Origin of the sequence: Paenibacillus tyrphae (assembly GCF_000722545.1) — a bacterium.
Classification (GTDB): Bacteria; Bacillota; Bacilli; order Paenibacillales; family NBRC-103111; genus Paenibacillus_G; species Paenibacillus_G tyrfis.
On record NZ_JNVM01000004.1, the window covers coordinates 432,778 to 459,084 of the forward strand.

The window sequence follows — 26,307 nt, forward strand, 5'->3', positions numbered from 1 at the left end:
CCGGCCTCTGGGCCGGCTTTTCCCCAACTATCACCAGTTGTCCCATGGTACGTGAATATGGATCATGGTATAATGATAGCACTTCCATTAAAGGAGCGATTCTCATGAAACGTCAGGTTCACAGCAAAGAAATTAAAGCCGCGGTATATCAAAAGCTGGAGGAACGCGGTGTGACGATGGAAGATATTGCCCTGATCGTCAGAGAAATGCAGCTTCCTTATCATCCTGATTTGACGCTGGAGACTTGTCTCGAATCGGTCCATGCGGTTTTGAAGAAGCGGGAGCTTCAGCACGCGATTCTTGTCGGTATCGAGCTGGACGTATTGGCTGAAAAAGGTATGTTGTCCGAGCCGCTGCAATCGATTATCGAAAGCGATGAAGGGTTGTTCGGCTGCGATGAAACGCTGGCTCTTGGGTCGGTGTTCGGATACGGCAGTATCGCGCTCACGACGTTTGGTCATTTGGATAAACAAAAAATCGGAATTATTAAACGCTTGGATACCAAGAACGGAAACGGAGTGCACACCTTCCTGGATGATCTGGTTGCCAGCATCGCGGCATCGGCATCAAGCCGTCTGGCCCATCGACAGCGGGATGCGGATGAGCGGGACAATGTCGTCGCTTATATTGCCGCATCAGAAGAAAGCGTGGGCTGAAGCCGGAATTTTGTTATATATTGGAGCAGCTTCCTTATGCAAATAAGGGAGCTTTTTTTGGGTTAAGATACTAACAAAACTTCATCTTCATTCGATAAGCGGAGTGAACATAACATGAACTGGGTCTATTGGGTGAAATTGTATGACAGCAAGTTTCAAGCCGGATGCCTGGCCAAACGTATGGAGGAAGACTGGTGGATTTACGGTTATGAATGCCCAAGCGAAGTCCAAGTGTTCCGTTCGAAAAAGGGCCGTTTTGGCGTCCGCTACACTGTCTAATTTTTTTACTTGACTTCGACGTTTTAGTTGGTGTATAGTTATCTTTGTCGCTGTCAATGTACAGTGTAGATTTTCTGACGCGGGGTGGAGCAGCCCGGTAGCTCGTCGGGCTCATAACCCGAAGGCCGCAGGTTCAAATCCTGCCCCCGCAACCAAAGTTTTCAAGGGCCCTTAGCTCAGTTGGTTAGAGCGGTCGGCTCATAACCGATTGGTCGGGGGTTCGAGTCCCTCAGGGCCCACCAAAAAGAACTGCGCCGGAGTGGCGGAATTGGCAGACGCACAGGACTTAAAATCCTGCGGTAGGTGATTACCGTACCGGTTCGAGTCCGGTCTTCGGCAGTTCCAGTAGTAGTATCATACATAAAGAGTTTTGCTTTGATTTTTCAAAGCAAAACTCTTTTTCTTTTCAGGAGGAGATTTTTGCTTCGGACCCTCATATACTTTAGAACACGACAAGGAAGGGGAGGGGGAGCTTCCATGCCTTCGATTATTTTGGCTCCAATTAAAATTACCGGCGCTGAAGGGGAAGTTATTTTCGGCGACGTGCTTCAAGTGAATCCGAAGAGTACGTCAAAAACCAATTCGGGTGCGGGTGGAGGCAATACAGGAGACTTTATAAGTACCTTTTCGGCCGTTAGCTTTACCAATATCTTTGACCCCGACATTGCCGATTCCAATAACGTGGGGAATAATTAGGGTACATAGACAAAGGATGATCCATTCTTCAGATCTGCCAACACTTGTGCGTCTCAACGGCCATTTTGGGCCGGAAGGGACGTTTTTTGTTTACTAAAGCCGGTTAAGTAAATCGAATATCGACGTCCGTATATGGAGGATCCAGAGACTGTTTGCGCATATGCAGCTGGAGAATGCCGTTCTTATATACTGCTTTGCAGCTGTTTGGCACGATTTGATTTGATAACCGGATCGTTTGCGTCTTGTCGTCAGGCAGTCCCTCTAAACGAATTTGGTAAGGATTCAGCTTCAATTGGATTTTGCGAGCTTGTACTTTGTCGGGGATGTGGATTTTGGCGATGATATTGTTGTGGGTGTCGAAGATTTCCGAATGAAAATGGTGCTTAAGCGCTTGAACTTCCACGTTAGGCAATGCCTGGTTCAGGACGTCTTTGATATACCCTTCAACCCATGATACGGGATCTTTGTTGTCGCCGCTTAAGGGGGAGGCGGGAAACGGCAGCTTGCCGTTAAAAAACTGCTCGAACTGTTTCCAATTCATGTCGAAAAACGAGTTATTGTTTTTGGAATCGCCCATGTTTATCCACTCCTTACTGATTCCAGTATATGTGCATGAAGCGCAAACCATGAGTCCCCTAAAGTTGTCTAAAACATACTTCTTCTCCTTGAATCATATACTACAATAAACTCATCTGAAGTTAGGGTGGTGCCTTATGCCGGCTATCGTGGGCGCCGTCAAAATTGTGAACGTCGGTACAGGCTCCATCGTGCATATAGGAGATTCGATTCAGTTAGCTCCAAGTGTAACGGCTAAAACGTTCGCCGGAGCGGGTTCGTTTAATACGGGAGATAATTTGCGGGTCTACAACATGGTTAGCACAACCAATACGTACGATAACGATATCGTTGATTCCAATGTAGTTTCCGCCGATAAGGCAGGTGTTGTATAAACCGTCATGCAGCTAATCATACATCAAAGCATCGTCATTCAAAATTTTAAGATCGGCGCCGTGTCTAACTCTTCCGTCCTTCAGATCGGGACCGCGGGGACGATCCGCGCGTTGGCGAATCTATATAATACGGGGGGGTTTACCGGCCCTGCCCCTCAATTGGCCCTTCCTGCAACCGCTCCGCCAACGACGCAGGGTGTAATCGAGCAACCCAGCCCGATAGCATTGGTACCGCTGCCTACACCTTCCAGGTAAACGGAGGAATGACGGATGTATTCATCTTACCCGGAATCTTACTTTCAAAAGCTGAACGACTATCTAAAATGGCAGACGAGCCGCATCCGTTCCTTGGAAAATAAGGTCGAATCGCTTTCCAAAGAGCTCGAATCGTTAAAAAAGCAGCGGGGAGTGACGATCGAGCGAATTGAATACAAATTCGATCAATTGAAAGTAGAGAAGCTCGATGGGACGCTCAATGTCGGGCTTTCGCCCGCCGGACTCGGCGAACAATCGGTCGAGGATATGGAGGTCGGCGGTGAAACGATTCGAACAAATCCCGCCAAATCGGAGTCGTTTGCACGTATTCAACAGCGGGTGACGGATTATTTGCAGCAGTCGTGTCCGGCTGAATTGGTACAACTGGAAGGGAAATACCAAGTTAAGCTGGATGAGGACACGACCGAATCTATCTTAGGCGATCTCCAGGGGCAGATCGGGCAACGGATCGATTATTATTTAAATTACGGACTCGACCCGAATACAGTCGTTTTGACTACGGAGCAGGAACAGAGCATTACGGACAAAGTGATCCGGGATATTCGGCTTGGGCTTGAACAATATTTCTTAAAGCGAAAAACAGGAGGAGAGGCACAGAATGATTCTGCAGGTGGAGAATAAAGAGATTTGTGTCGGCGACATCAGAGTTGTGGGCGTTGCCAGCTCGTCGGTTTTCCTGATCGGTGACGCCGAGGTCATTAGCTTGTCCAGCGTGTTCGATACGCCGCCGGAATCGCTTATCATTGGGCCGCTGGTACCGCTTGCCTCGGCGAGAGGATGATGGCTTGCGCTCCGCGGACATCCGTTGTCAGAAGCTTGAAGGTTAACGATACCGGTTATGCTTCTACGGTTTTTATAGGGGATTTAATCGATTTTTCTCCGGTGACTTACGTTTTTGCCGTCCAGCGGGAAATTCCGGTTTTTTATGGGGATGAAGGACATTTGAGCGCTTATTCCCTTTATTCGGCCCCGCTTCCGATCGGCCGGCAGGAACCGGCAGTGCAGATGGATGTAACCAACACAAGTCCGGTCATTAGCGTCAGGGATGTGCGGGTTGTCGCCATTTCTGCAGCGTCCATGGTACAGTTCGGGTCGGTCCGATTGATACGTGCGGATGCCCGCGTGAAAAACATTCGTCAGCTGCTTCGCGGCCTTCCTCCGAAATAACGAAAATAAAGCTATGGAGAGCGCATGAGCCTTCATGGGCTTCCGTCTCCGTTCTGTGATATAATCATTTTGTTGTACTGGAAATGAACGGATAAGGGAGCGAAAACGGATGGCACGCAAAAAAATAGAACACGTGGGCATTATGGTCCGGGATATCGATACGTCGGTGCGGTTTTATAAAGACGTCGTGGGCCTTGAGCTGAAGGATAAGCTCGTACATACGAACGGCGTCGTCACGCTGGCTTTTCTCGGGTTCAACGAGTCGGGTGAGACGGAGCTGGAGCTGATCCAAGGCTATAACGACGGGCTTCCGGCGGAAGGCAAAGTGCACCATGTCGCTTTTACGGTAGACGACATTGAGGAAGAATTCGCCCGCATCAAAGAACTCGACGTGCGTTTAATCGATCAAGAGATTACGACGCTGCCGAATGGCTCGCGTTATTTCTTTTTCTATGGCCCGGATGGCGAATGGGTCGAATTTTTCCAATCGACGAGATAAGGCGCGCATGAATTCCGGAAACGCAAAACGCGATACGAAAATAAATTGTTTAAAGTGCAAGCACTTTTATGTGACTTGGGAGCCGAGTTTTCCCAGGGGCTGCCGCGCCTACGGCTTCAAAACCGCGGATATGCCTTCCGCTTTGGTGATGCGTTCCTCGGGCAAGCCTTGCTTGTCCTATGAAGAAAAAATTAAGTAAACGGCAGGGGAAACGAACATGCTGTTCAGTAACCGTCAAAAGAAGCTGATCCTCGACGTTTTGCTCAAAGAGCGCCGGCGATTGTTTTCCAAGCATAAGGGCGAGCTGCTCGATAAAACGATCGAGGACTTGTCGCAGATGCTGCGCAACGAAGAAGTCAATGCAGAACCTAAAGATAACGTCATCGATTGGAGCAGGAAAGGCGGCAAGCGCCGTTAGGCCGATCGATCCAAAGGCATCCCTCGCGGGGTGCCTTTTATTTTGCGATTCAACCCCAAGGACAACCCTCCCGTCAAGTTCATTTTATTTATTTTTCCCCTTGAAAAGAAAATTCCACCACTTGAATTACGAACGCATGTTTGGTATATAATAAAGATAGAAGAACAAACGTTCCTGTTTCGAGGAGGGGAAAATCGTGCTTCCATGGCAAAAGTACACTGGGCGTATGGTTGAGATCATTTACGGGGACCGTTCCGGGCAATTCAGCAAACGGAGGATCGTCATTCGATCCGTACAGCCTGCTTTCATTCGGGCTTATTGCATGGAGCGCGAAGCGGTCCGATGCTTTGCCATCGATCGCATATTGGCCGTACAGCCGGTCTCATCCACGAAACGTACGCCGTCAACAGCGGCGAGACAGCGGGAATTGGCATAAGGAGAGGAATGCATGTGAGAAGCAATCTGTACGATGAGTTGAAAGAGCACCGTCACGGAGATCAGGAGCGGCTAAGAAAGCTGATGGAAGATATTCGTATGCTGATGGAAGCGAAAAAAAAGCGCCCTCTGCTGGACAGACTTCGTACGAAACGCCCGAATACGAAGCCGAAAGCTTGGGATTAACCGGCATAAGCAACTTCCCAAGAACAGCGGGGGTGTAAAAAAAGAAAAGCCCGGCCGCATGTGCAGGACATTAAGCGGATACCGGGCTAATACTAACGTTTTCTTTCGAATCGGAGACAACCTGACAAATGCCTGCGTTATATTTCATCGAATTGATGAAGTGGAAACCTGTCTTGAAGACGACGTATTTCTTGAGCGGGTTCGGCTTGTGAAGCTTCTGGCAAGCGAGGCAATAGTACATAAGTTTTCTCCTTTTCGAGTCACAATATGACAATTATAGACACATTATATGCGTAAAATTGTGAAATAGCACTCAAAATGGTATAAAGTTTTACTAAAGATTACGTAAAAATAGACAAACATCCAATGATTAGACAGCGCAAGCTGGGCTGCATGTGGCGAAAGAAGGAACGGAAAACCGCACAGACGCATAGCTGCACGGTTTTTCCGCATTGTGAGGAGAGGACGAGCGGGGTAAATCGGGCACTGAGCTTATCTATCAGAATTCGACAAAGAAAGGAGGGGGCAAGGTCGATTGGCACATAATATATAAATCCGATGTGATTAATTGGATAATAACAAGGGATGCAGGCGCTGTCAATCCCTAATTTATATCGAGGTGTACGCGATGCCCCGGACAAAGGCTGCCTTTATCCGATACGATATCGAAGGGCCGTCTTCTTTATTTTGTACAGGCCTTCCATCGGATTATGAAATTGTGGTACCCTGTAGTTGTCCGATCGAACTGAAAATAGAGAACTTTAGACATTATTCGGAAAAGGTGGAGAGCTGAATGAAGCATTTTGAGGAATGGGTCATGCAATTTTACGGACAGCGAAATTGGACGCAATACGGCGTCTTTGAACGTATGGGTTTTCTGATGGAAGAAACGGGAGAGCTGGCGCAAGCCGTGCGTACGTATGAAATCGGCCGGGATCGTCCGGACGAAGCGGTAAAGCCTGAGCCTGTTTTGAAGGAGGAGCTGATGGGAGAGCTCGGGGACATTTTGGCGAATCTGGCGATTTTGGCCGATAAGTACGGTTTTACATTGGAAGATGCCGCCAAGGCCCACCAGGAGAAATTATTGAAGCGATTCGAAGCCGACCCGGCGAATTGAGCCGTTCTAATTTTTCGCTAAAGTATAACGATGCGCAGAGGTTGGACAAACTAGAACAAATTTCTTAAGCAGGAGAGAAGAATGCTCGCAGTCATCTTTGATGTAGAGACTACATATGTAACCGTTAAAGGCGACATCCCGGAAATCGTGGAGATCGGCGCATGCAAAGTGAATCTGAATCCGTATGACCCGGGCGAAGCCGTAACGGATTGTTTTCAATGCTATACGTTTCCTGAAATTAAAGGACGCTTCGGCAAAAAGACGTTAAAATTTATCGGCTTGAAAGAAGAGGATCTGGGCAAAGTAGTCCCGTTTCGCGAGGGGTACGACCGTTTCATGGAATGGATCGGCTCCGAGCTGGTTTACTTCTGCAGCTGGGGGGTCGATGACCGCAAAATTTTGCTGGAACATTGCAGGCGGTTCGATCTGTCTCAAAGCTGGCTGAACCATTACCATGACATTCAGAGGCCGATCTCGCAGCTGCTGGTCAAGCGCAATCAAATGAAGCTGAAGGATGCGATTGAACTGGCCGGTATCGAGAAGGAAGGCAGATTCCACTCCGCCTTGGTCGATGCGATCAACACGACGAAGCTGTTTGTCCGGTATTATGATCAGCTTAATTTAAGAGCGGCGATGCGGGGCTGAATGAGGCCAGGCTTACGTTACGTTCACCCGATAGTATAATGAGTAAGAAAAAAACCTTGAAGCTTGGCTTCAAGGTTTTTTTCTTTATGACCTGTAGTGGGCTCGAACCACTGACCCCCACCCTGTCAAGATGGTGCTCTCCCAGCTGAGCTAACAAGTCACGTCGTATTTGTTGTCGCAAGAAGTACTATACCGCATATGAAGGAAGAAGTCAAGAGGGGAGTATGAAAAAATGCCCCGTAAAGCATCGAATGCTTGACAGGGCATCGCTAACGGATTGGCAGGGATTATTTGAATGTGACCATCTGGTATACGGTTCGTCCGTCGCCGGTAACCTCAACGACTTGTCCTGTGGACGTTTGAGTTTTCATCTGGGAAGAACCGCTTCCGTCTAAAAATATGCCGTCAACCAAAGTGCCGGAGCCGATTTTCTCTTTGATCGCGGTACGGAATTGCTCGGGGGTGCAGGTCGTATTGGTGACGACGAGCCAAATGTTTCCTCCGGAGTTGTACACCAGCGCCGATCGGCCGGAGGCCGTGCCGTTTACGCCTCCAGGAATATTTTCAGCGGTTGCTTGGCTTTTCCAGGTCGAGTCACTGCTTAAGCGCATGCTGATTCCGCCTTGCGCCCAATAGTTGGACGTATCCGATACGTTCAGCTCGCTAGCCCATTTGACGACCTGTACCGAATATTTGCTTGCTTTAGCGTCCCATACCAGTGTTCCGCGCGCGTAACCAACGTTCACCGCGCCTCTATAAAGCTCGCCGATGGAGCCGCCGCCTGCGGGCACATGATTATTTACGGCAATCGACAGCAGAGTTCCGCCGGAACCGAAAAATCCGCCGTTGATGCCGTAGCTGCTTTGATTTTTTAAATTGCTGCTGATCGCTTTTAGTTTTATATCGTTGGGCGAAGCTTTCATTGCATGCAATACGACGCCATTGGAAGCCGTTACTTTGGAGTACGTGTAATTGGCTGCCGCACTGACAGGCACAGCGAGAGCCAGCAAGAAGACCAGCGCAAAGATGAGGGATTTCTTGAACATCTCCATACCTCTTTTCTTCGATTCATCTATTAATAGAAGATCGACGCCTTCTTCAATTAACAATTTTAGTATAGTAGATTTATTGAATTGAAAATATAGGAATTTAATAGCTTTATATGGTGATTTGATTACTAAATTATTGTCACCCGCTTGAGAATGGTGTTTGTCCCCCAATTGCCCCCATTCTTCCCCAGTTTGTCTTCGCTCGTCCGAGGTGCTGGCCTACGCCTGCTACCAGTACGGTCTGAACCCGGCGACGGACATCACCGGCCATCATATCCTGGACCCGGCCCGTAAAACAGCCGATGAATGCTTTCCGGCTTCTTGGGAAGACGTTTGAACAGTTTATTTGCGATGCAGTAGCTGAATATACAGGATGTACGGACGGGGAGGCGAACGAGCCTGTGTTAAATGAGGGGGGCGCAAATCCAACTGTACGGAGGCCTAATTATCTTTTTGATTTTTTCTCAATTTTCGACTTCTAATGAAAGCAGTAGGTTTATTACAAAATTTATCACGTACTGTAAAAGTAGCAACGTGATGGGGAACAGGAACGCATCGATGCCGTCTAACGATTTCAATTGGATGAATAACTTGAATAAGTTGAGGATGAAAAAAATCTTCATACACAACTCTAGGCGGATCAAAAACTGTTTGCGTAGGACAATTGAGACATTCGGACAATATAGTCTCCTCCATTAATTAGGACTTAATATGCTATGACGATTGCCATACAGTGGATGTGTAGGTATCTTGATAAGTTATTAGACCAAAAAGGGAATTCCATGAAGAGGATCGGCGCGGAAAGTTCTGTGCATCATTACTCAACAACCGCCGCAATCATTAGACAAATAAGATCAGGAAACGCCAAGAAGCATACTTGAAGGTTTTTCATCCATGCTGGATAGAGAAAGATATATTTCTTGGTCTCCGGTCGATCCTGAACGGATCACGTTAATCCAGACGTAGGAATGAGAGGAAGGAGACAAGGGGGAAAGCTGGCAGGTGTACGGTTCATCCATGAAGTTACAATTCAAACCAGCCTATATTAAGTGACAGAAGGTTCGTTTGGTTTGTATTGTTTGTTGTAGTAGGAGGTATAGCAATTTCACCAGCATAATCAATAACAACGGGTCCGCCGGTAGCCCCTCCCGAAACTCTCTGGATATAAAGCGTCTTTCTCGAGTTGGCAGGGTTGGTAAGTTGGATAGCAAGAAATCCGTTAGCGGCCACGGAGCGCGATTGAGTGGTATTGCAAAAAATGTGCCGCTCTGTGCGGCTGCATAAGATGGTGAAGATACAATGTTTGGGGTAGTAATGGTTTGAAGGCTTTTAACATAGATCGGTTGATTCAATCCTGAAACCGGATTATTGTTGGGAGACATTCGCTTTCCCCCCGGAATTTAATAGGCATATCATCATACTATATGCTGCATTTGGGAATTTATTTCTTCATTGAATTGTTAGCCTTTCCAACCGGTTGTTAAGGGGGGGCGAGGTTCGCGCGTCCCCAATTTGTCCCCAAATTGCTATTTTTGCATCTGTATCAGTAATTTTAAACCTGCTGTTACAATGAGAAAAGCCGCGTCCTATAAAGGAACGCGGCTTTCTGTTATAATGACCTGTAGTGGGCTCGAACCACTGACCCCCACCCTGTCAAGATGGTGCTCTCCCAGCTGAGCTAACAAGTCATGTTTCATATCTTGTGGGGACGTTTTCCATAATACCAAGATGGGCGCATAATGTCAAGCGTTAGCCTACAAATTTTTTTGTTTTTGTAAATATGGGTTTATTCCGCCATGGATCTCTCTTTTATCCCTATACATTCGTTATGGTATAATAGAGCATGTTAGACATGCATTTGAAAAGAGGGGACTTTGATGAGAGATTTTCGATGGGCGCATTTTCAGCCGCATATCGAAGGAGGAGAGAACGAGCAGCCGGAACCGGAGCAAGAAGCGCTGGATTGGGGCGAGCAGGAATGGGGAACACATCGGTACCACGTCAACCGGCTTGTCGAGGATTCCGTATCGCTGCTGCCTATGCCGGAGAAAGCCGTCGTACTGGGAGCGGGGAATCACGGTGATGTCGGGCTCCCTCGGCTTTCCGTTCATTTTCAGCAGGTAACCGCGCTGGATACGGAAGACAATATGCTGCAGGAATGGCTCGATTCGGCCGGAGCAATCGCTAACAACCGGGTTCGTTCTTTAACGCGAATCGACTATACCCGGCTGGACCAAATTTCCTTCTACGAAACGTTTGAGGAGCTGCTGACGGAAGGTAAGTCTGCCGGGGAAATAACGGATTACTTGAGGGACTGCGCGTTTCGCGTGCGCGGGCTGGAGGCGATGCCTCATTTGAAAAAAGCGTTTTCGCTCGTTGTTTCCTCGGGTGTTCATACGCAATTGTTTTATCCGGATGCGCTCATGCAATTTTACGGTTATATGGAGAAATACAATGAAAATGAAACCCGGCAAATCGTCGAGGCGCTGGGATACCTTCGGAACAGCCTGATTTCGGATTATAACCGGATGCTGCTGTCGCTCGTAAAACCTGACGGCCGGGTGACGGTATGGACGGATATGATTTTGCTGGACGAGGATAAGCAATGGATCGCCGAGGAGCTGGACCGGCGGCGAACCGATAAGGAGAGGACGAGCTTTTTGTTCGAAGCGTTCGGACAGTACGGGATCGAAGCGGCTGTGCTGGGCCTCAAGGATCTTTACGATTCTCTTCGCCCGGATCAATTATTGTTCCGCAGTTGGGTCGGGTATACCGATTCTGGCAAAACGTATTTGATCGCCGGGTTATCTGGCCGTCTCCGCCCGTAGTATTCCGAATTCGGCCAGATCTTCTTCGGTACAGAAGCTGCACTGCGAGATGACGGTGGTTTTGCGAAGCTTGATCGCTAATTGATTGATCATGCTGGTCAAAGCCGCCGTCTCCTTTTCGCTATGTGAAAACTGAATGCAGTATTCCGGATGCCCGATTTCCGTCTGCCCGGAGCGCACAAGCATCCCCAGCGTCCGGTATTCTTTGGCCAGAGCGGTGAACTTCAACTCGATCAATAAACGGCTTTCATCCGGCAGCGGGGCTGCGGTAAAAAAGCGGGCTCCACCGGCGCTAAGATCCAGCATGGCGGCTTTCGTCGTCTTGAATTCCGGCTCAAGATCGTCCATTCCGATAATTTTCAATTCCGCGCATAGCGGCTGCTGAAAGCGCAAACGAAAAAAGCTGCGCTTGTTTTTTTCCATAATAATCATCTCCAACAGTCCTTTGCAGCAGGGTGAAGAGGCAAATTAACGTTTACTATAACAGAGCGGACCAGGCTTAAGCAACCGCTTTCCAGTAAAAAGCCGCTCAAGAGTAGAGCGGCAGTGGAATGCTGATGTTAAGATTCGAAGTGGTCCTCTCTTCCAAATTCGGATAAATCTATTATACAATATTGCCGGAAAAAGAACATTAAAACTTTGTTACACTTATTGACCTGATTAAACTCGCAGAACAATATATTGGAACGGAGAATCGCAGATGAAAAAATTATACAGCCAAATGACCATGGCCGAATTGGAACAGGAAATGAAGAACCTGCGGGAGGAGATGGACCGGGCGGAATTTCCGAGCCAGCGCTCTGTGATCGAGCGCAAATATTATACGGCGCAAGCTTATACGCTCGATCCGTCCGATTTTCCGCCAGGAGTGTATAAGGCTGAGCATGTACAGCTTCCGTTTACTTTAAGCTATGTGAACGGTATTATGGCTTGGGGGATATTAGGGGAAGAGCCGGACGCCAGCTTCCCGATTTCGATGCTGACCCGGCTCTAAATGCGGCACATATCAACTGGACAATTCTCGCACTGGCAGATGTCTCGGAGATAAGGCAAATCTTTTACGACGATGTAGTTGTTTTCCATGGCAATAATGTTGGCGCGTTTCAGATCGCCGAGCATCCGGTTAACGCTCTCCCGGGTTGCGCCGATCATGTCGGCAAGCTCGCTATTCGTAAGCTTTTTGGTGATGACGATTTCCGATCCGTGATTTTTGCCGTACGTGTTGCAAAGCCGGATCAACGTCGAGCAGAGAGCGCCGGGCTTGCCGAACATCATGAGATCGCGGAATTTCGTTTGGGTCATCCGATGCATAAGTCCCATCCACTTCATGAACTCGACGGCTAGATCCCCGTGCTGCCACAGCAGGACTTCCAAATCCTTTTGCTGGATGACCCCGATGATGGAGTTTTCCGTGACTTCAGCATTAAAGCTGTGAACGGAGTTTTGGAAAGGATCGACCTGTCCGAACAAGTCTCCGGTATTATAGACATAAAGGATGAAGCTTTTCCCTTCATCGCTGGCTTTCGTAATCTTCACTTGACCGCGCTTCAAAAAATACAGCTTATCGGCCGTATCGCCTTCCCAGAACAAATGATTTCCGGTTTCGGCTCTCATTTCATACATAATTTCCTTAAGCTTCGTTAAGCTTTCTTCCGTAAAACAATCCGAATTGGCCACTTGGCTGACCGGTTTTCGTTGCAGCATATCCGTCATGGTACATACCTCCGGCGTCGGTCTGGTTAAGACCTCTGTAGGTTTTGTTGTATCTAACATACCCTATTTTGCAAGATTTGTGATGTGATTTTCATCACACTTCCTTAAATCTTCATATTTTTTTGTGATCTTTGTAACATGCAGCGCTTCACCCGACGTGTATAGTGAAGATAAGAATCACATTACATGGGGGAAGTGAAAACGTTATGATGACCGGAGTGCTATTAGCGGGCGGTCACCCGCGGCGTATTGAAGGCCGTCCCGCGGAACTGTTGGTGTTGGCTGGTGAAACGGTCGTAGCGAAACAAATCCGCGAAATGCTTACGATCTGCGGAGAAGTCATTATCGTAACGAACGAGCCCAAAATTTTTCTTGAACATGTTCCCCGGTCCGTACGTATCATTACGGATTTTTACCCGGGCCGCGGACCTCTCGGCGGGCTTCATGCGGCGCTCACCTTGTCCAGATACCCGGAGCTCTGGGTAACCGGCGGGGCCATGCCGTTCATTTCGGCAAGAGCAGCCTCTTTCCTGGCGGAGCACCGGAGCGTCTTCGGCTACGATGCCGTGCTGCCGGAGGTATCGGGACGGCCCGAGCCCTTACATGGCATATACCGCCAAAGCTGTCTCACGGCATTGACGCCGCTGTTGGAGTCGGGAAGCGACGTACAGCCGGGCTGGATGACGTTCCTGCGCAAGCTTCGTTGGGGCTGCGTCGAAGCGGATATGCTTCGCAAGCAAAATTTGGGGGATGCCTTTACATTTCGGATTAAAACAGAAAAGCAGTATTCGGAAGCGGTTTCGCGAGCGCAGGCACAGGTTCGAAGCGTATTCCGGTAAAAAAGGGCGGAGCTTTTCCGCCTTTTTATTTTCCCGGTTCGTGCTGGAAGCGATGGGAGTGAAAAGCCAAGTATAGAAAAGGCGGCGGATTACGATGCTAAGCTTGAGGTGATGGCTGATGAATCGGGCGTTATGGACGTCCCTTGCCGCTATAGGTACGGCACAAGCGCTTAAAATACCCGACCGGATCCGTCAGTGCGGCCGTTTTGAGTGGTCGGACCTGTTTCGGACTGGTGGTATGCCGAGCTCGCATGCGGCCGGAGTCGTTTCGCTCGCGACTTATGTCGGGCTTAAGAAGGGCGCTTCTTCCATTTCGTTTTCGCTTGCAGCCGTACTGAGTCTGATCGTGATGTACGACGCCATGGGGATTCGCCGTCATGCCGGCATGATCGCATCGGAGGTAAACCAGCTGGAGGATGTGCTCGTTAAATTAACGGAGCAGCATCCTCCTCATGTGCATCGTAAAGACAAAGAGCTGGAAGAGCGGTTGGGCCATTTGCCGGAAGAAGTGTTGGGAGGGGCAGCCATCGGGGCGGCAATCGGTTGGCTCAGCTATATGACGGAGTTTCCCCAGCATCGCCCGGGGAGAGCTTGGGTCTCTTTTATACGGAAATCGTTGTACACGTTGAGCTCTCGCATGGTTCAATAAGATCGTTTGTCCCGGACGTCGGCAAAGTAATCGTAAATTTGGTGCCTTCGTCCGGCACGCTCTCTACTTCTATAGTGCCTTCATGATCCTGAACGATTTTATGGCAGATGGATAAGCCCAGACCCGTTCCGGAATCTTTGGTCGTATAGAACGGGATAAAAATTTTATCCAGCTCCGACTCGGGAATGCCTTTGCCGGTATCGGAAATTTCAATCACGGCATCGGGTCCCGCGGCAAACAGCCGAATTCGGACGACGCCTTGTTCGGGCATCGCTTCAAAGGCGTTTTTGACCAGGTTTAGCAGCAGTTGAAGCATTTTATCTTGATCCATCAGCATTTGGATATCCCGGTCGTCATGTTCGAACCTTACTTGGTGCCCGAGTCTCGTCGTCTCCGAATCCAGAAGCGAGAGAACCCGGTAAATACAGCCTTGAATCGATTGAATTTTATACTGGGTGACATGCGGCTTGGAAAATTGTAAAAATTCGGCGGTGAGCATGCTCATCCGGTTAATTTCGTCCATAATCAGCTCATACCAAGGCTCAATGTTGTAATCCCCGGCTTTCGACAACTGCAGAAACCCCTTGATCGTCGTCAGCGGATTGCGGATTTCGTGCGCCATGCCCGAAGCCAGCTCGCCGACGACGCGAAGCTTCTCCGACCGCAGCATATGCTCCTCGCGCTTTAGCCAGCTTTCCCGCTTCATCATATAGAGTCCGTGCTCGGCGACGACGATCAGATCGTCCTTGGTCACCCCGTCCCGCGAATAGCAGGCCATGCCGAAATTGATTTCGATGCCGGTCAGTTTAGGAAACTCGGAAGCAAGCAGCTGCGTGACGGCATTGACCGTCTCTTGCATATCGTCCGATCGGAGCACGATTGCAAATTCGTCCCCGCCGTACCGGCATATCAACAAAGCGTCGGGGAACATGATGCGCAGCAGCTCGGCTGCTTGTCGCAAAATTTTGTTCACTCCCTGGAATCCGTTTGTCGTATTCAGTGATTTGAGATCTTTGCAATCGATGAGCACGAGGATGACGGGCTCTTTTTGCTTGACGAGCTGCTCCATTTGTTTATGAAATTCCTGAAAATTATATAGGCCTGTTAGCGAATCGTGAGTACTCAGATGCTTCTTCTCCTTGGTAAGCAGCTGTTTTTGCTGCTCGATATCATAAATGTATTTGCGGAACATAAAAGCAAGCAGCAAGTAGGTTCCTGCCGTAAACACAACTTCGATCAGCGTGCTCCAGCTGAAGGGGCCGCCGGCCATCGAAATGAGAGCATAAGCCAGCATCAAGGCCGCATTGGCGCTAACCGCATAACGAAAAGGAGGCGTCCCGTAAAATAGCTTGCACATATGCAGCAGGTAAAGCGGAAAGCACCAGTCGCTTAAGCTTGCGGCGTGAAGCGCGACGAGAAGACTGAGTTGGACGGCAAGCAGTGCCGGTATGAACGTGTGAACGGAACGGATATGTGTGAGTGCGTAGCCAAGGGATGCGAGAACGAGCAGCAGCGGACTTGAGGCCTGATCGTGGTAGAGGGAGGAAGTGCAAACCAAACCGGTATAAATGAGGAAGATCCAGCTACCTTTCATATTGGAACTCCAACCCCCGACTGATCCGTAGATTTTATTAGTACTAAAGAAATTCTGTATCGGGAGGTGGAATTCCTGCTTGAACTCCCAAATTCAGTAAAAACTTTTTTGGGGTTCCAAAAAAGAAAACCAAGCGGAATCGCCGGTTAGGCTGCGCTTGGTTCTCCGAGTTTAAAATCCGGGCAGGTTATCGAGATTGTTGCTTGGATCTCCGTCGGCGTTGGAACGCAAATGCTCGTCTCCGTCTCTTCCGCGGAATACGTTCACGTTCTCAAGCTGTCCGTTTTTGGCCAGCTGCTGCGCTTCCAAGTAATCGACCACCTGGCCGGAAGACAGCTTTAATTCGACGATGTCGCCGTCGCCGTTTTTGCGTACGGCTACGACTTGCTGCTTGTTTTGTTCCATGCGGTATCGCCTCCACGGACTATCATGCGCCGAACGGAGGCATTTTATGCTTCGAACGTGTACGTCTTGAACTGCTCGATAAATGTCATGTCCCCGGTTTTGCCGATGAACTGAGGCATATCGTCGCCGTAATGCATTAGCAGCGTCTTTTGCTGAATCGCCTTCGGCAGCGTCAGCAGCTCGTCCAACGTGGCGTGAACCATGCCGGGGGAGTACAACTGGCAATCATGCAAAAAAACGGTGCAGCCCTTATGATGAAGCTCGTACAGCAGCGGGCCGTTGAACCGGGTATCGGCGCTGAAGAAGATTTTGCCGTTAAGCAGGACCGAATAGCACGGCTTGCCCGGGATGTGATCGGCCGGGAGGAGTTCGACCGTCAGTCCGGGATGGAGGGTTGTCGGTGTATGTTCGCTAAGTGCAACGACCTCGAAGTAATCGTTAAGGGATGTAACGTCTTCCGCTAGATTCTCCAGTCCGCCGCGCAGCGATTGCTCCCATAGGATTGTTTCCAGATTGGTGGATAGGAGCAGCGGTATTTTTCTTTTAAACGTATACATATAGCGAAAGGCGAGCTCTTCGAGTCCCCCAATATGGTCCGCGTGAGTGTGGGAGATAAGCACCGCATCGATCTGTTCGAGAGAGACGCCGAGCTCGTGCAGAGCTCTTGGCGCGGTATAACCGCAGTCGATTAACAGCGTGAAGCCGCCGGCATAAACCAAGGCATTATTATTATAGTACGTTTTCGCAAATGCGCTTCCCGTACCTATCATTTGAATTTGCAGACTCACTTGGTTCCTCCGCTCGTTAAGGCTTCCAGCCGGATATGCTTTTAAATTTACCATGGTTATCTTACACGATTCAAGATGGGTTTGTCACATTTTGGGTAAATTTAATACATCTTATCCCCTTGTAATGGGAACAAATGTTCTATATAATAAAATCAAATCTTTTTTAATCCAGCAGGTGAGGGAACATGCGGAATACGACGGTGGAACCGTGGGTGCATCAGTATGTCGTCACGCTTTATTTGCTTAAGGCACTTGAACGCGATCGGAAGCATGCCGAAGCAATGAAGCTATCCAGAATATGGAGAGGGCTTTTCGAACGGCTGCTGCTATTGGCCGAGCGGGAACATAACCATGCGAAGCAGCGGCTGCGCCGGAGCGAATGCCGCATCGTTCTGGAGGAAGTGACCCCGGAGCGTCATTACCATGTCATGTATGTATTCCAGGGCTACGAGTTTCATTGCTCCATGATGCCTATCGTGCTGAAGGGTAAATGCGAAGAAAAGCTGCAGGAGCTCCTTGGGGGCGCGAGTTGAAATTTCCCGGGCAAGCGCACGAATCGTCACGGCTCGCTTTGCGGAGCATCGTTCGACAATGATGCTTTTGTTGGCATATTTTGTATAGAAAATGGAAAAAATCTTCTTCACACACAACATCTAGAGGGGCGCTTAAAAAAAGCTGAAAGTTTTCTGGACGAAGCGCGCAACTCTTACCGCGCTATGGAGTATAAGATAGCAGAACGAAGAACATGATGGAGGTTGCTGGAAATGAAGGTGCCGCGATTGCTGACGCTGGTGCTGTCGCTTTCCTTATTCGGAACAGCGGGAGCGTACGCCAGCTCCATGTGGGGCGATTTCGAAGGTTTTCCGAAAGTAAAGCTGATGATCAATAATGCGGAAAAGCCGTTCAAAGACGGTGAGACACCCGCTTTTGTCGCGAAGGGAAGCGCCGTATTCCCCGTTCGCGTGTTGTCTGAATCTTTGCAGGCGCTCGTGAAATGGGACGACGCTGCGAAGACCGTTTCCATCACCAAGCCGAACGTACATATGTTTGTTGCGAAGAAGGTCAATGACGACTATTCGATCAAACAGCCGTTCGGCGGCGTGAAGAAGGGCGACCGTCTCGACTTTGCCGTGTTCGCGCAAGTAGACAGCTTGACGACGCCGATTTCTTCTTTCAAAATCTCGATCCACGCTCCGAACGGGGATCAAGTGGCGGTTCATGAGAAAGCCGTCAACGGCCAGAAAGAAAGCTTCTGGTACCCGTGGCCGTTTAACGTCACATTCGCCGAATCCGGGAACTATGTTGTGAAGTTCTCGATCAAACCGGACGAGCGCAGCGATTATACAGTCGTTTCGGAAAAGGTGATCGCATCCGAGTAAAGCCGGCGGACGGTGGGCATGACCCGGTTCATTGACTTCGTCTTATCGTGCGTGGTACGATACGGGAGAACATTAAATTAAGATGAAATGAGGTTTTCCCATGAGCGATCACATTCATGACGCTTCCTGCGATCACGATCATGAGGACGATATCTTTATCGTGACCGACCAAGACGGAGTCGAGCATGAGATGGTGATGGTATACACTTTCGAAGCTAACGACCGGGCCTATGCGGTACTTCTCGATCGTAACGATATGGAAGCAGACGGCGTTATTTTCCGGATAGACGAAGAGGACGGCGAAGCTTTTCTTGCGAGCATTGAAGACGAAGAAGAGTGGGATCGCGTTGTTCAAATCTACAACGAAATTGTGGAAGAACAAGAGCAGCAATAATGAATACCGTAAAAAACCTTTCTTGCCTGCAAGAAAGGTTTTTCGCGTTTTAAGCGGCTGCGAAGGGCAGGGGGAAGAATCGAAAAAGACCGTCTCCGCCAAAGGCGGACAACGGTCTTTTGGAACGTCTATTTGCGCGGATTGAAGTACATGGTTCGTCCGTTGAATAAATGCAGTTCCGCTTTCCACAGCTTGGCGAGATACTTGCAAAATTCGTTGCCCTTAGCTTTGTCGCCGTGCGTGGCATCCTCGGGAAGGACAAACTGGACGTAATGCCTTTGCGTCTCATCAGAAGTCTCTGATCCGACGCCTGCCACAATATATTTGTAGCGAGGACTTGTTGCTTTTAAATAAAACCACTTGCCTTCCCCTTCGGGTTTCGTTTGAATCTCATACGGAAATCCGGCTTCGTCATATTCCCAGCTGAGCTGCTTGCCGGTCAGCGTTAGCTGCTCGCGGTAATGCTCCAGCTGGGCCTTCAATTCATCTAACGTCAGGGAGGAAACGGCGGACCCTTCGACGAACTTGATATAAGCGCTTTGCGCCATGATGAATGCACCTGCCTATACATATGGACTGGAACGATTTTCTTGTTTGAAGTACCATGAACATCATAGCATTAAGAAAAATCAAATACAATACTTGTTCCGGCAGCGGTAGACGGGCAGAGAAGAGGGAGAGAGCAATGAAAGACAGAAGGTTTGAAGGATATTTACTGGTCACGGATATGGATGGAACGCTGCTTGATAGCGCCAAACAAATAAGCGGGGAAAATCGAGCCGCTATCGAACGGTTTACGAGCCTCGGCGGCCGGTTTACGCTCGCAACGGGGCGGATCGCCGGATCGGTCCGGCCCTTCGTGGAGCAGCTGCCGGTGAATGCGCCGGCCATTTTGTACAACGGAGCGGTCATTCACGATTTCAGCCGCGGAGAGGCCATCTGGGAACGGACGCTGTCTGCCTCGGCTAAGGAAGCGGTGGGGCGCGTGCTTGAGCGCTTCCCCGGCATCGGCGCAGAATTGTATGTGCGCGGAGGAGTGGCGCCTTATGTGCTGCAGGAAAATGAAACGACGGAGCGTCACCGGGCCGTGGAGAAATTTCCGTTGCTGCGGCTGAATTCGTATGACGACGTGTCCGAGCCGTGGATCAAGCTGCTGTTCGCCTGGGAGCCGTCGCTGCTCGACGAAGCCGTACCCGAGATCGTGCGGCTGACGGCAGGGACGGAGGTCGACTGGGTTCGTTCGGACGATAAATATTTCGAGATGCTAGCTCCGGAAGCGACGAAAGGGCATGCATTGGAACGGTTAGCGGCGGAGCTTGGCATCCCGATGGAACGCTGCATCGCGCTTGGGGATCATCTGAACGACCTGGAGATGATACGCCGGGCAGGTATCGGTATCGCCGTCGCCAATGCACATCTGGAGCTTCTGGACGCCGCCAAGCGCCACGGCAAGCACCATAACGAGCATGCGATTGCCGACGTGATCGAATGGTTGGAGGAACAAGTCCGGCAGGGGACGCTAGCATAAAATAAATAAGCTTCTCCAGAGGAGAAGCTTAGGCTGTCGAGAATTCCTAGAAATAGAAAAGTCTCAGACCAATAGAGGTGGGGTATATCCCGTAAGAGTTTACGTCCGCCTTTGAAGCCCGTGAAAATACCGCTAACTCTAATCAAATTCACGGGTTTCAAGAGCGGCTGGAGGGATATACCCTACCGGCGTATGCAGAGAATTTTATACGTAGAGCTTGAATTGGCTTTCTAGAAAATCGCGGGAGCTTCGACGATGACCTTGACGTATTCGATGCTGCGGTCTTCCGGTCCCTTAACCGGCAGCCCGACGTCGATATGTTCGGTAATGTAGTCGATGAGATCCTGCGAGATAACTTCGCCCGGGAGCAGAATCGGAATACCCGGCGGGTAGACGTAGATGAATTCGGCGATAATGCGGTCGGCCGATTCTTTGAACGGAATCAACTCCGTGTCCCCGTAGAACGCGTCGCGCGGAGCCAGGGCGAGCTGCGGAATTTTCGGGATTTTGATGACCAGTTCGTTCGCTTGGCGAATGTTGTAGTTCTCCTCGGACAGTTGGCGCAGCGCATCAAGCAGGATGTCGATGTTTTCGCGCGTATCGCCCGGTGTAACCAGGCACAGCACGTTGTACATGTCGCTGAGTTCGACTTCGATATTATAGTGCTCGCGCAGCCAATTTTCCGCATCGTAGCCCGTAATGCCGAGATGGCGCACATGGATATTGACCTTTGTCGGATCGTAATCGTAGGTCGCTTCCGTACCTAAAATTTCTTCTCCGAAGCATTCCAGTCCCGGGATACGGTTGATTTCTTCGCGGGCGTAGTTCGCCAGCTCCAGCGCCCGTTCCGCCATCATGTGGCCGTTCAGCGCCAGATTCCGCCGCGCGCAGTCCAGCGACCCGAGCAAAATATAGGACGTCGAAGTCGTCGTCAGCATACTGATGATCGTCTTCGCACGGCGCACGTTCACGCGTCCTTCGCGAATGTTGAGCACGGAGCTTTGCGTCATCGAGCCGCCGAGCTTATGCACGCTCGTAGCGGCCATGTCGGCGCCGGCCTCCATGGCGGCCATCGGCAGCTTGTCGTGGAAATGAATCAGCACGCCATGGGCCTCGTCTACCAGTACCGGAATATTGTAGCTGTGCACGATATCTACGATTTCCTTCAGGTTCGCGCACACGCCGTAATACGTCGGATTGATGACCAGTAGCGCTTTGGCATCCGGATGGCGCTCCAACGCGCGTTTGACGGAGCTGGTCGTCACGCCGTGATCGATCCCGAGGTTTTCGTCGCGAACCGGCTTCAAGAAGATCGGCTTCGCGCCGGCGAAAATGATCGCAGCCATAATCGATTTGTGAATGTTGCGCGGCACGATGATTTTGTCGCCTTGGGAGCAGACGGTGAGAATCATCGTCATGATAGCGCCGCTCGTGCCCTGCACGGAAAAAAACGTATGATCGGCTCCGAACGCGGCTGCGGCCAGCTTCTGAGACTCTTCGATGACGCCGGTCGGCTGGTGCAGGTCATCGAGCGGAGCTATATTAATCAGGTCGATGGACAGCGCGTTATCACCGATAAACTCCCGAAACTCGGGGTCCATGCCGACACCTTTCTTATGTCCTGGAATGTGAAACTGTACCGGATTGCGTCCGGCATGCTCCTTAAGTGCGGTAAACAGAGGAGTTTTCGTTTGATCCACGGTCATCCCTACCCTTCGTTTGTACGAGTATTGTTGGCTATGCCAGCGTTTGTCGGAAAAAAAGCAAACAAAATGAGTATAGCAAAAAGCGACACGGATGCAAGCGGTTTTTGATAAATAGTTTGTTAACTCGGCCAAATAATTAACCGGGGAGGCGAACGGAGGCGAAAAAAGCCTTGCTGGCCGCGCTTTTCAAAGGCTCCCGCGTGCAGGTTTGTCGATTTTGTTAATCTTAAAAAGCTTTCGTTTCCATCGTCAAAAAAGTTATGGTACGATAAGGATAATTTCTACAAATGGCTTCGGCCGAACCCGCGGCTCAGGCCGTTTTTAGTTCAACCAACGAATCGGGAGGAACAGTTACGCATATGAAAAAACAGCTGGCAATTATTATGGTACTGCTGATGACGATATTTATCGGCTTCGGCATTATCATCCCGGTGCTTCCCGACGCCGTCACCGGATCGGGGGCCGACAGCTTTCATCTCGGCATGCTGTTGTCGGTCTATTCTTTGGCGTCGTTTCTGATGTCTCCTGTATGGGGCGGATTATCGGACCGGATCGGGCGCCGCCCGCTTATCATGACCGGGGCGCTCGGCTTTAGCGTCAGCTTCTTCTTGTTCGGCTTAGCGGGGGATAACCTCGTGCTGATGTACGTGTCGCGCATTTTGGGAGGCCTATTCTCCGGAGCAACTACCGCGTGCGCCGTCGCTTATGTCGCGGACATTACGACCGAGGAGAACCGCACCAAGGGCATGGGGCTTGTCGGCATGTCGATCGGTCTGGGCTTCATCTTCGGCCCGGCGTTCGGAGGCTTGCTGAGCCACTTCGGGCTGCAGGTGCCGTTCTTCGCGTCTTCCGCGCTGGCGCTGGCCACCTTCGCGTTCGCCTTCTTCATGCTGCCGGAGTCGCTGACCGTGGAGATGCGGAGCAAATCAAGAGAAGCGAAAGCTTCTCGTTGGAGCGCATTCGTCGGTTCGCTCAAATATTTGTATGTGCTTTCGTTCTTCGTCTCGTTCACGCTGGCGGGGCTGGAGGCGACGCTGCTGCTGTTTGAACGGGATCAGATCGGCGCAACGCCGACGCAGCTCGGCATCATGTTCGCGGTAAGCGGCGTAGTCGGCGCGTTGATCCAAGGCGGCGTGGCCCGGCGGCTGGTCAAAAAAGGGCAGGAATCCCGCGTGATCGGTATCGGCCTGCTGCTGTCGGCGCTCGGCTTCGTGCTGATCCTGTTCTCCAGCAGCCTGCTTACCGCTTCGATCTACTTGAGCGTCTTCGCCGCAGGGAACGCGCTTATTCGTCCGTGCGTCACCTCGCTGATCACGCAGAAGACCAAGGTCGGGCAAGGTGTGGCTTCCGGTTTAAGCTCCTCGATGGACAGTCTGGGCCGCATTACCGGGCCGCTGCTCGGGGCCGGCATTTACGATTACAACCACAGCGTGCCGTTCGTGACCGGAGCGGTTCTTTCGATCGCTGCCTTGTACTTGCTGTACCGCTTTATCGTCGCGGATCGCGCAGATACCCGGACAGCGGGACAGCCCGTATAATCGAAATCTTGAAGAACGCAAAGAAGCCGCCGCATGCGATTGTTCGCTGCGACGGCTTTTCTTTCTTATTCACTCCAGATGGCTCAGCGCCGAATCCGACCGATCGCCGGGGGCCGGGGGCCATTCCTCCCGTGTCATGGCATAGATCGCATGATCTTCCCATACGCCGTGGATCTGCAAATAGTTGCGGGCCAGGCCTTCCAGCCGCATGGCGTTTTTTTCGACGACCCGAATCGATCCTCTATTGCGAGGCATAATGGCCGCTTGAACCCGGTGAAGTCCGCAGTTCTCGAAAGCGAACCGGAGCACGAGTCCGACCGCCTCGGACATGTAACCCTGCCCGTTGAAGCGTTCGGAAATGTAATAACCGAGATTGGCGTTCTGCCATGGCCCTCGAACGATAGATGATAGCCTGACCCGGCCGATAAGCTCGTCTGTGCCGTTCAAGAAAATACCGAAGGCGTAGGCACTGTCCTGCTCCCGTTCGGCGATCATCTTCACCAGGGATTCTTGTACGGCGTCGAGGGTAAAAGCGTTGCTGTCCTGCAGAGGCTCAAACGGACGGAAGAACGTTTCGTTTTCCGCCCGCAGCAGATGAAGCGCTGGGACATCCGGTAAATCAAGAGGTCGGATATAGATCCGGTCTCCGTGTACAATCATGAAGCTGTCTCCTTTGGAACCCGAGTATGAAGCGTATGTCTCCACAGCTTACCGAGTGGCGAGTCCGTGCATAATAAAGCGGATGCACGTCTCCGCTTCTTCTTCCTCGTCCCATTCTTGTTCCGGTACGAGCAGGAAACGGGTAATTAGGAAGCCGATGATGACCGAGGCGGTCAGCCGGACTACGGTGGCGGCAGGAAGGGGGATGATCTGCCCTTCTTGTTGAAAAAAAACAATCACTTTTTTGATGCGCGTTAATACTTCGTTCATAACTTCGTTCTTGAATTGCTCCTGAAGATCGGGGTGAAATGGAATCTCCTGCATCAAAATTTTGATCATCGGCAAATGCTGGCGGGCGAACTCCAGCCGGTTGCGGATGAGCGACCGCAGAAAGTCCTCGTACCGGGTATACTTTGCTTCTAGCACCGGTGTAAAATTACGGAGGACGAACGGGGCGACGAGCTTGGCCATGATCGGAAGGACGATGGACAGCAGCAAGTCTTTTTTGGTTTTGTAATGACGGAAGATCGTGCCTTCCGCAACGCCTGCTTTTTGCGCGATTTCACTGGTGGAAGCTGCGGCGTAGCCTTTCTCGGCAAAAATTTCAATGGCCGCATGCAGGATTTTCGTTTGTTTTTCCGTCATTTTCGGTTCTTCGTCGCTGAGCTTAAGCAATTGCTCGATCCAATCTTCGTTCGATTCGGGTAACATGACTCACACCTCTTTGATGCATAGTTCGGGAGCCTCATATATTATACACCAAAATTGTCCGATAGTGTGAACGAACGTTCGACAACGTTGATTTGGAAGGCGATTCAGGTTAGGTATTTTGATACATCTTTATGATATATTAAAAACAGTTAAAGCTGTAAATGTTGCGTAGATCTTGAACAGGATTATGGGACCTGCGCGAAAAATCAGCTGGCAGGCGCTCGGAGCGGTATATTTCCTCATGAAAGGTGATGACTATGGCACGCGTTTTGCTGATCAACGGAGGTTCCGAAGGACATATCAACCCAACCCTCGGTGTGGTTCAAGAGCTTATCCGTCGTGGCGAAGAGGTAGTTTACTTTGTAGCGGAACAATTTCGCGATCGCATCGAGCCGACGGGCGCAGAAGTGATTACGTTCGATAGTGGCAAATTTTTGGAGGCGTTCCTTGCCGGAGGAAGAACTCCATGGGCTCGAGTGGGGGGACTATTGCGTACCGCCGACATCGTCATTCCCAGTGTTCTAGAGCAAACAAAAGGAGAGCGTTTTGATTACATCATTCATGACTCGATGTTTGGCTGTGGGCGTTTGCTTGCACAAATACTCGACCTACCGGCAGTCAACTCGTGCATCGCCTGATCTACATATCTCTCGGCACCGTTTTTAATCAAGCCGTGGATTTTTACAAACTCTGTTTTGCGGCGTTCGCCGAAACGAAGTGCACCGTAATTCTATCCATCGGCAGACAAACCCAGATTGCGGAATCGGGAGACATTCCAGCGAATTTTATCGTTCGCGACTACGTACCGCAACTCGAAGTACTGCAACGCGCTAAATTGTTTACCACACACGGCGGCATGAACAGCACCAGTGAAGGCCTTTATTATGGTGTGCCGCTGATTGTATTTCCCAAAAGCGCCGACCAGCCTGTTGTAGCACGGCGCGTGGCAGAAATCGGTGCGGGCATCCACCTGAATCAAGAAGGCTTAACCGCAGGAGATCTCAGAGAGGCGGCGGAACGCGTACTCAAGGATGCGTCAATTCGAAAGGTTTGCGCTGAAGTTGGCGATTTGTTTCGAGCTGCGGGCGGGTATCATCGAGCCGTCGAGGAGATCTTCGCGTATAAACGAAGTCTAGGCATGAAGTGACACACGCCATCGTTTCTGCAAAGATATCATAACAGATAAGCAAAAAACCGCCCCT

35 protein-coding genes, 5 tRNA genes and 1 pseudogene are annotated in these 26,307 nt (G+C 50.4%); 27 read left to right on the forward strand and 14 right to left on the reverse strand.

What is annotated here, in order from left to right; all coding sequences use genetic code 11:
* Window positions 1-104: 104 nt before the first annotated feature.
* The 6 genes from ET33_RS05340 (at window position 105) to ET33_RS05360 (ending at window position 1,631) form a co-directional block, all read left to right on the forward strand.
* Window positions 105-656 carry a phosphatidylglycerophosphatase A family protein gene (locus tag ET33_RS05340; RefSeq protein ID WP_036677478.1) on the forward strand — a complete coding sequence of 184 codons (552 nt, stop codon included), beginning with the start codon at window positions 105-107 and terminating at the stop codon, window positions 654-656.
* Between the two features lie 114 nt (window positions 657-770).
* On the forward strand, window positions 771-935 hold the full coding sequence (locus tag ET33_RS39160; protein ID WP_010492025.1) for a hypothetical protein: 165 nt from the start codon (window positions 771-773) through the stop codon (window positions 933-935).
* A gap of 78 nt (window positions 936-1,013) precedes the next feature.
* Window positions 1,014-1,090: transfer RNA gene (locus ET33_RS05345), tRNA-Met, on the forward strand.
* Between the two features lie 10 nt (window positions 1,091-1,100).
* Window positions 1,101-1,177, forward strand: a tRNA-Ile gene (locus tag ET33_RS05350).
* Window positions 1,178-1,188: 11 nt separating this feature from the next.
* Window positions 1,189-1,274: transfer RNA gene (locus ET33_RS05355), tRNA-Leu, on the forward strand.
* Window positions 1,275-1,412: 138 nt separating this feature from the next.
* Window positions 1,413-1,631 carry a spore germination protein gene (locus ET33_RS05360; RefSeq protein ID WP_036677479.1) on the forward strand — a complete coding sequence of 73 codons (219 nt, stop codon included), beginning with the start codon at window positions 1,413-1,415 and terminating at the stop codon, window positions 1,629-1,631.
* Between the two features lie 103 nt (window positions 1,632-1,734).
* Here the strand turns inward: ET33_RS05360 and ET33_RS05365 are convergent, their stop codons facing one another.
* On the reverse strand, window positions 1,735-2,208 hold the full coding sequence (locus ET33_RS05365; RefSeq protein ID WP_036677480.1) for an Hsp20/alpha crystallin family protein: 474 nt from the start codon (window positions 2,206-2,208) through the stop codon (window positions 1,735-1,737).
* Between the two features lie 136 nt (window positions 2,209-2,344).
* Between ET33_RS05365 and ET33_RS05370 the strand changes: the two genes are divergently transcribed.
* The 9 genes from ET33_RS05370 to ET33_RS39165 all read left to right on the forward strand — a co-directional run bounded on the left by ET33_RS05370 (window position 2,345) and on the right by ET33_RS39165 (window position 5,562).
* A complete protein-coding gene (locus ET33_RS05370; protein WP_036677481.1) occupies window positions 2,345-2,581 on the forward strand; it encodes a spore germination protein in 237 nt (78 codons plus the stop codon).
* A gap of 6 nt (window positions 2,582-2,587) precedes the next feature.
* Window positions 2,588-2,836 (forward strand): spore germination protein GerPB, encoded by a 249-nt coding sequence (locus ET33_RS05375; protein WP_036677483.1) that lies wholly within the window; start codon window positions 2,588-2,590, stop codon window positions 2,834-2,836.
* 15 nt (window positions 2,837-2,851) lie between these two features.
* Complete coding sequence (gene gerPC / locus ET33_RS05380; RefSeq protein WP_036677485.1) at window positions 2,852-3,478, forward strand: spore germination protein GerPC; 627 nt, start codon at window positions 2,852-2,854, stop codon at window positions 3,476-3,478.
* Window positions 3,456-3,638 (forward strand): spore gernimation protein GerPD, encoded by a 183-nt coding sequence (locus ET33_RS05385; protein ID WP_036677486.1) that lies wholly within the window; start codon window positions 3,456-3,458, stop codon window positions 3,636-3,638. The genes gerPC and ET33_RS05385 overlap by 23 nt, the downstream gene beginning before the upstream one ends.
* Entirely contained in the window at window positions 3,638-4,024 is a 387-nt protein-coding gene (locus ET33_RS05390) for a spore germination protein GerPE (RefSeq protein WP_036677489.1), read from the forward strand. Before ET33_RS05385 ends, ET33_RS05390 begins: the two co-directional genes overlap by 1 nt.
* Window positions 4,025-4,133: 109 nt before the next feature.
* Window positions 4,134-4,523 (forward strand): VOC family protein, encoded by a 390-nt coding sequence (locus tag ET33_RS05395; protein ID WP_036677492.1) that lies wholly within the window; start codon window positions 4,134-4,136, stop codon window positions 4,521-4,523.
* A 217-nt stretch (window positions 4,524-4,740) separates the two neighbouring features.
* Window positions 4,741-4,941 (forward strand): hypothetical protein, encoded by a 201-nt coding sequence (locus tag ET33_RS05405; RefSeq protein ID WP_036677498.1) that lies wholly within the window; start codon window positions 4,741-4,743, stop codon window positions 4,939-4,941.
* A 196-nt stretch (window positions 4,942-5,137) separates the two neighbouring features.
* Window positions 5,138-5,377, forward strand: a complete 240-nt coding sequence (locus ET33_RS05410; RefSeq protein ID WP_036677501.1) for a WYL domain-containing protein — start codon at window positions 5,138-5,140, stop codon at window positions 5,375-5,377.
* A 14-nt stretch (window positions 5,378-5,391) separates the two neighbouring features.
* Entirely contained in the window at window positions 5,392-5,562 is a 171-nt protein-coding gene (locus ET33_RS39165; RefSeq protein ID WP_167336419.1) for a hypothetical protein, read from the forward strand.
* Between the two features lie 70 nt (window positions 5,563-5,632).
* Here the strand turns inward: ET33_RS39165 and ET33_RS40565 are convergent, their stop codons facing one another.
* A complete protein-coding gene (locus tag ET33_RS40565; RefSeq protein WP_010492049.1) occupies window positions 5,633-5,803 on the reverse strand; it encodes a DUF3973 domain-containing protein in 171 nt (56 codons plus the stop codon).
* Between the two features lie 552 nt (window positions 5,804-6,355).
* Here ET33_RS40565 and ET33_RS05415 point away from each other — a divergent pair.
* On the forward strand, window positions 6,356-6,679 hold the full coding sequence (locus tag ET33_RS05415) for a MazG nucleotide pyrophosphohydrolase domain-containing protein (protein WP_036677504.1): 324 nt from the start codon (window positions 6,356-6,358) through the stop codon (window positions 6,677-6,679).
* A gap of 81 nt (window positions 6,680-6,760) precedes the next feature.
* On the forward strand, window positions 6,761-7,324 hold the full coding sequence (locus ET33_RS05420) for a 3'-5' exonuclease (RefSeq protein WP_036677506.1): 564 nt from the start codon (window positions 6,761-6,763) through the stop codon (window positions 7,322-7,324).
* Window positions 7,325-7,411: 87 nt separating this feature from the next.
* On the opposite strand, the gene ET33_RS05425 is transcribed toward ET33_RS05420, so the two are convergent.
* The 3 genes from ET33_RS05425 to ET33_RS05435 form a co-directional block, all read right to left on the reverse strand.
* A tRNA-Val gene (locus tag ET33_RS05425) sits at window positions 7,412-7,484 on the reverse strand.
* Window positions 7,485-7,611: 127 nt separating this feature from the next.
* Complete coding sequence (locus ET33_RS05430; protein WP_051775113.1) at window positions 7,612-8,370, reverse strand: hypothetical protein; 759 nt, start codon at window positions 8,368-8,370, stop codon at window positions 7,612-7,614.
* Window positions 8,371-9,988: 1,618 nt separating this feature from the next.
* Window positions 9,989-10,061, reverse strand: a tRNA-Val gene (locus ET33_RS05435).
* Window positions 10,062-10,250: 189 nt separating this feature from the next.
* Here ET33_RS05435 and ET33_RS05440 point away from each other — a divergent pair.
* The gene (locus ET33_RS05440; RefSeq protein ID WP_200879181.1) at window positions 10,251-11,201 is read left to right on the forward strand and encodes a hypothetical protein; all 951 of its coding nucleotides are present in this window, start codon (window positions 10,251-10,253) and stop codon (window positions 11,199-11,201) included.
* Here ET33_RS05440 and ET33_RS05445 read toward each other — a convergent pair.
* A complete protein-coding gene (locus tag ET33_RS05445; RefSeq protein WP_036677510.1) occupies window positions 11,178-11,624 on the reverse strand; it encodes a PilZ domain-containing protein in 447 nt (148 codons plus the stop codon). The two genes, ET33_RS05440 and ET33_RS05445, sit on opposite strands and share 24 nt — an antisense overlap.
* Window positions 11,625-11,901: 277 nt before the next feature.
* Between ET33_RS05445 and ET33_RS05450 the strand changes: the two genes are divergently transcribed.
* The gene (locus ET33_RS05450; RefSeq protein ID WP_036677512.1) at window positions 11,902-12,195 is read left to right on the forward strand and encodes a DUF1811 family protein; all 294 of its coding nucleotides are present in this window, start codon (window positions 11,902-11,904) and stop codon (window positions 12,193-12,195) included.
* On the opposite strand, the gene ET33_RS05455 is transcribed toward ET33_RS05450, so the two are convergent.
* A complete protein-coding gene (locus ET33_RS05455) occupies window positions 12,192-12,914 on the reverse strand; it encodes a Crp/Fnr family transcriptional regulator (RefSeq protein ID WP_051775114.1) in 723 nt (240 codons plus the stop codon). The genes ET33_RS05450 and ET33_RS05455 overlap by 4 nt on opposite strands.
* Window positions 12,915-13,120: 206 nt before the next feature.
* Between ET33_RS05455 and mobA the strand changes: the two genes are divergently transcribed.
* Window positions 13,121-13,753, forward strand: a complete 633-nt coding sequence (gene mobA, locus ET33_RS05460) for a molybdenum cofactor guanylyltransferase (protein ID WP_051775115.1) — start codon at window positions 13,121-13,123, stop codon at window positions 13,751-13,753.
* A 118-nt stretch (window positions 13,754-13,871) separates the two neighbouring features.
* Window positions 13,872-14,402, forward strand: a complete 531-nt coding sequence (locus ET33_RS05465; RefSeq protein WP_036677515.1) for a divergent PAP2 family protein — start codon at window positions 13,872-13,874, stop codon at window positions 14,400-14,402.
* Here the strand turns inward: ET33_RS05465 and ET33_RS05470 are convergent.
* The 3 genes from ET33_RS05470 to ET33_RS05480 form a co-directional block, all read right to left on the reverse strand.
* On the reverse strand, window positions 14,356-15,996 hold the full coding sequence (locus tag ET33_RS05470) for an ATP-binding protein (RefSeq protein WP_036677517.1): 1,641 nt from the start codon (window positions 15,994-15,996) through the stop codon (window positions 14,356-14,358). The genes ET33_RS05465 and ET33_RS05470 overlap by 47 nt on opposite strands.
* A 171-nt stretch (window positions 15,997-16,167) precedes the next feature.
* Window positions 16,168-16,401, reverse strand: a complete 234-nt coding sequence (locus ET33_RS05475) for a DUF3892 domain-containing protein (RefSeq protein WP_036677520.1) — start codon at window positions 16,399-16,401, stop codon at window positions 16,168-16,170.
* A 44-nt stretch (window positions 16,402-16,445) separates the two neighbouring features.
* Window positions 16,446-17,189 (reverse strand): MBL fold metallo-hydrolase, encoded by a 744-nt coding sequence (locus tag ET33_RS05480; RefSeq protein ID WP_036677522.1) that lies wholly within the window; start codon window positions 17,187-17,189, stop codon window positions 16,446-16,448.
* 185 nt (window positions 17,190-17,374) lie between these two features.
* On the opposite strand from ET33_RS05480, the gene ET33_RS05485 reads away from it, so the two are divergent.
* From ET33_RS05485 to ET33_RS05495, 3 genes are all read left to right on the forward strand, one after another.
* Window positions 17,375-17,722, forward strand: a complete 348-nt coding sequence (locus ET33_RS05485) for a hypothetical protein (RefSeq protein ID WP_036677524.1) — start codon at window positions 17,375-17,377, stop codon at window positions 17,720-17,722.
* Between the two features lie 231 nt (window positions 17,723-17,953).
* On the forward strand, window positions 17,954-18,568 hold the full coding sequence (locus tag ET33_RS05490) for a stalk domain-containing protein (RefSeq protein WP_036677527.1): 615 nt from the start codon (window positions 17,954-17,956) through the stop codon (window positions 18,566-18,568).
* A gap of 100 nt (window positions 18,569-18,668) precedes the next feature.
* On the forward strand, window positions 18,669-18,962 hold the full coding sequence (locus ET33_RS05495) for a DUF1292 domain-containing protein (protein WP_036677529.1): 294 nt from the start codon (window positions 18,669-18,671) through the stop codon (window positions 18,960-18,962).
* Between the two features lie 128 nt (window positions 18,963-19,090).
* Here ET33_RS05495 and ET33_RS05500 read toward each other — a convergent pair whose 3' ends face one another.
* Window positions 19,091-19,510: a DUF1885 family protein gene (locus ET33_RS05500; protein WP_036677532.1), complete on the reverse strand. Its 420-nt coding sequence runs from the start codon at window positions 19,508-19,510 to the stop codon at window positions 19,091-19,093.
* Window positions 19,511-19,647: 137 nt separating this feature from the next.
* Between ET33_RS05500 and ET33_RS05505 the strand changes: the two genes are divergently transcribed.
* Entirely contained in the window at window positions 19,648-20,490 is an 843-nt protein-coding gene (locus ET33_RS05505; protein WP_036677534.1) for a Cof-type HAD-IIB family hydrolase, read from the forward strand.
* A 230-nt stretch (window positions 20,491-20,720) separates the two neighbouring features.
* Here the strand turns inward: ET33_RS05505 and ET33_RS05510 are convergent, their stop codons facing one another.
* Complete coding sequence (locus tag ET33_RS05510) at window positions 20,721-22,190, reverse strand: aminotransferase class I/II-fold pyridoxal phosphate-dependent enzyme (RefSeq protein ID WP_200879186.1); 1,470 nt, start codon at window positions 22,188-22,190, stop codon at window positions 20,721-20,723.
* A gap of 365 nt (window positions 22,191-22,555) precedes the next feature.
* Between ET33_RS05510 and ET33_RS05515 the strand changes: the two genes are divergently transcribed.
* Window positions 22,556-23,734 carry an MFS transporter gene (locus tag ET33_RS05515; RefSeq protein ID WP_036677539.1) on the forward strand — a complete coding sequence of 393 codons (1,179 nt, stop codon included), beginning with the start codon at window positions 22,556-22,558 and terminating at the stop codon, window positions 23,732-23,734.
* A 69-nt stretch (window positions 23,735-23,803) separates the two neighbouring features.
* On the opposite strand, the gene ET33_RS05520 is transcribed toward ET33_RS05515, so the two are convergent.
* Together ET33_RS05520 and ET33_RS05525 are read right to left on the reverse strand one after the other, a co-directional pair.
* Entirely contained in the window at window positions 23,804-24,394 is a 591-nt protein-coding gene (locus tag ET33_RS05520) for a GNAT family N-acetyltransferase (protein WP_036677543.1), read from the reverse strand.
* Between the two features lie 48 nt (window positions 24,395-24,442).
* Window positions 24,443-25,105 carry a TetR/AcrR family transcriptional regulator gene (locus ET33_RS05525; protein WP_036677546.1) on the reverse strand — a complete coding sequence of 221 codons (663 nt, stop codon included), beginning with the start codon at window positions 25,103-25,105 and terminating at the stop codon, window positions 24,443-24,445.
* Between the two features lie 257 nt (window positions 25,106-25,362).
* Between ET33_RS05525 and ET33_RS05530 the strand changes: the two are divergent.
* Window positions 25,363-26,252 (forward strand): annotated as a pseudogene (locus ET33_RS05530) (nucleotide disphospho-sugar-binding domain-containing protein).
* Window positions 26,253-26,307 lie beyond the last annotated feature (55 nt).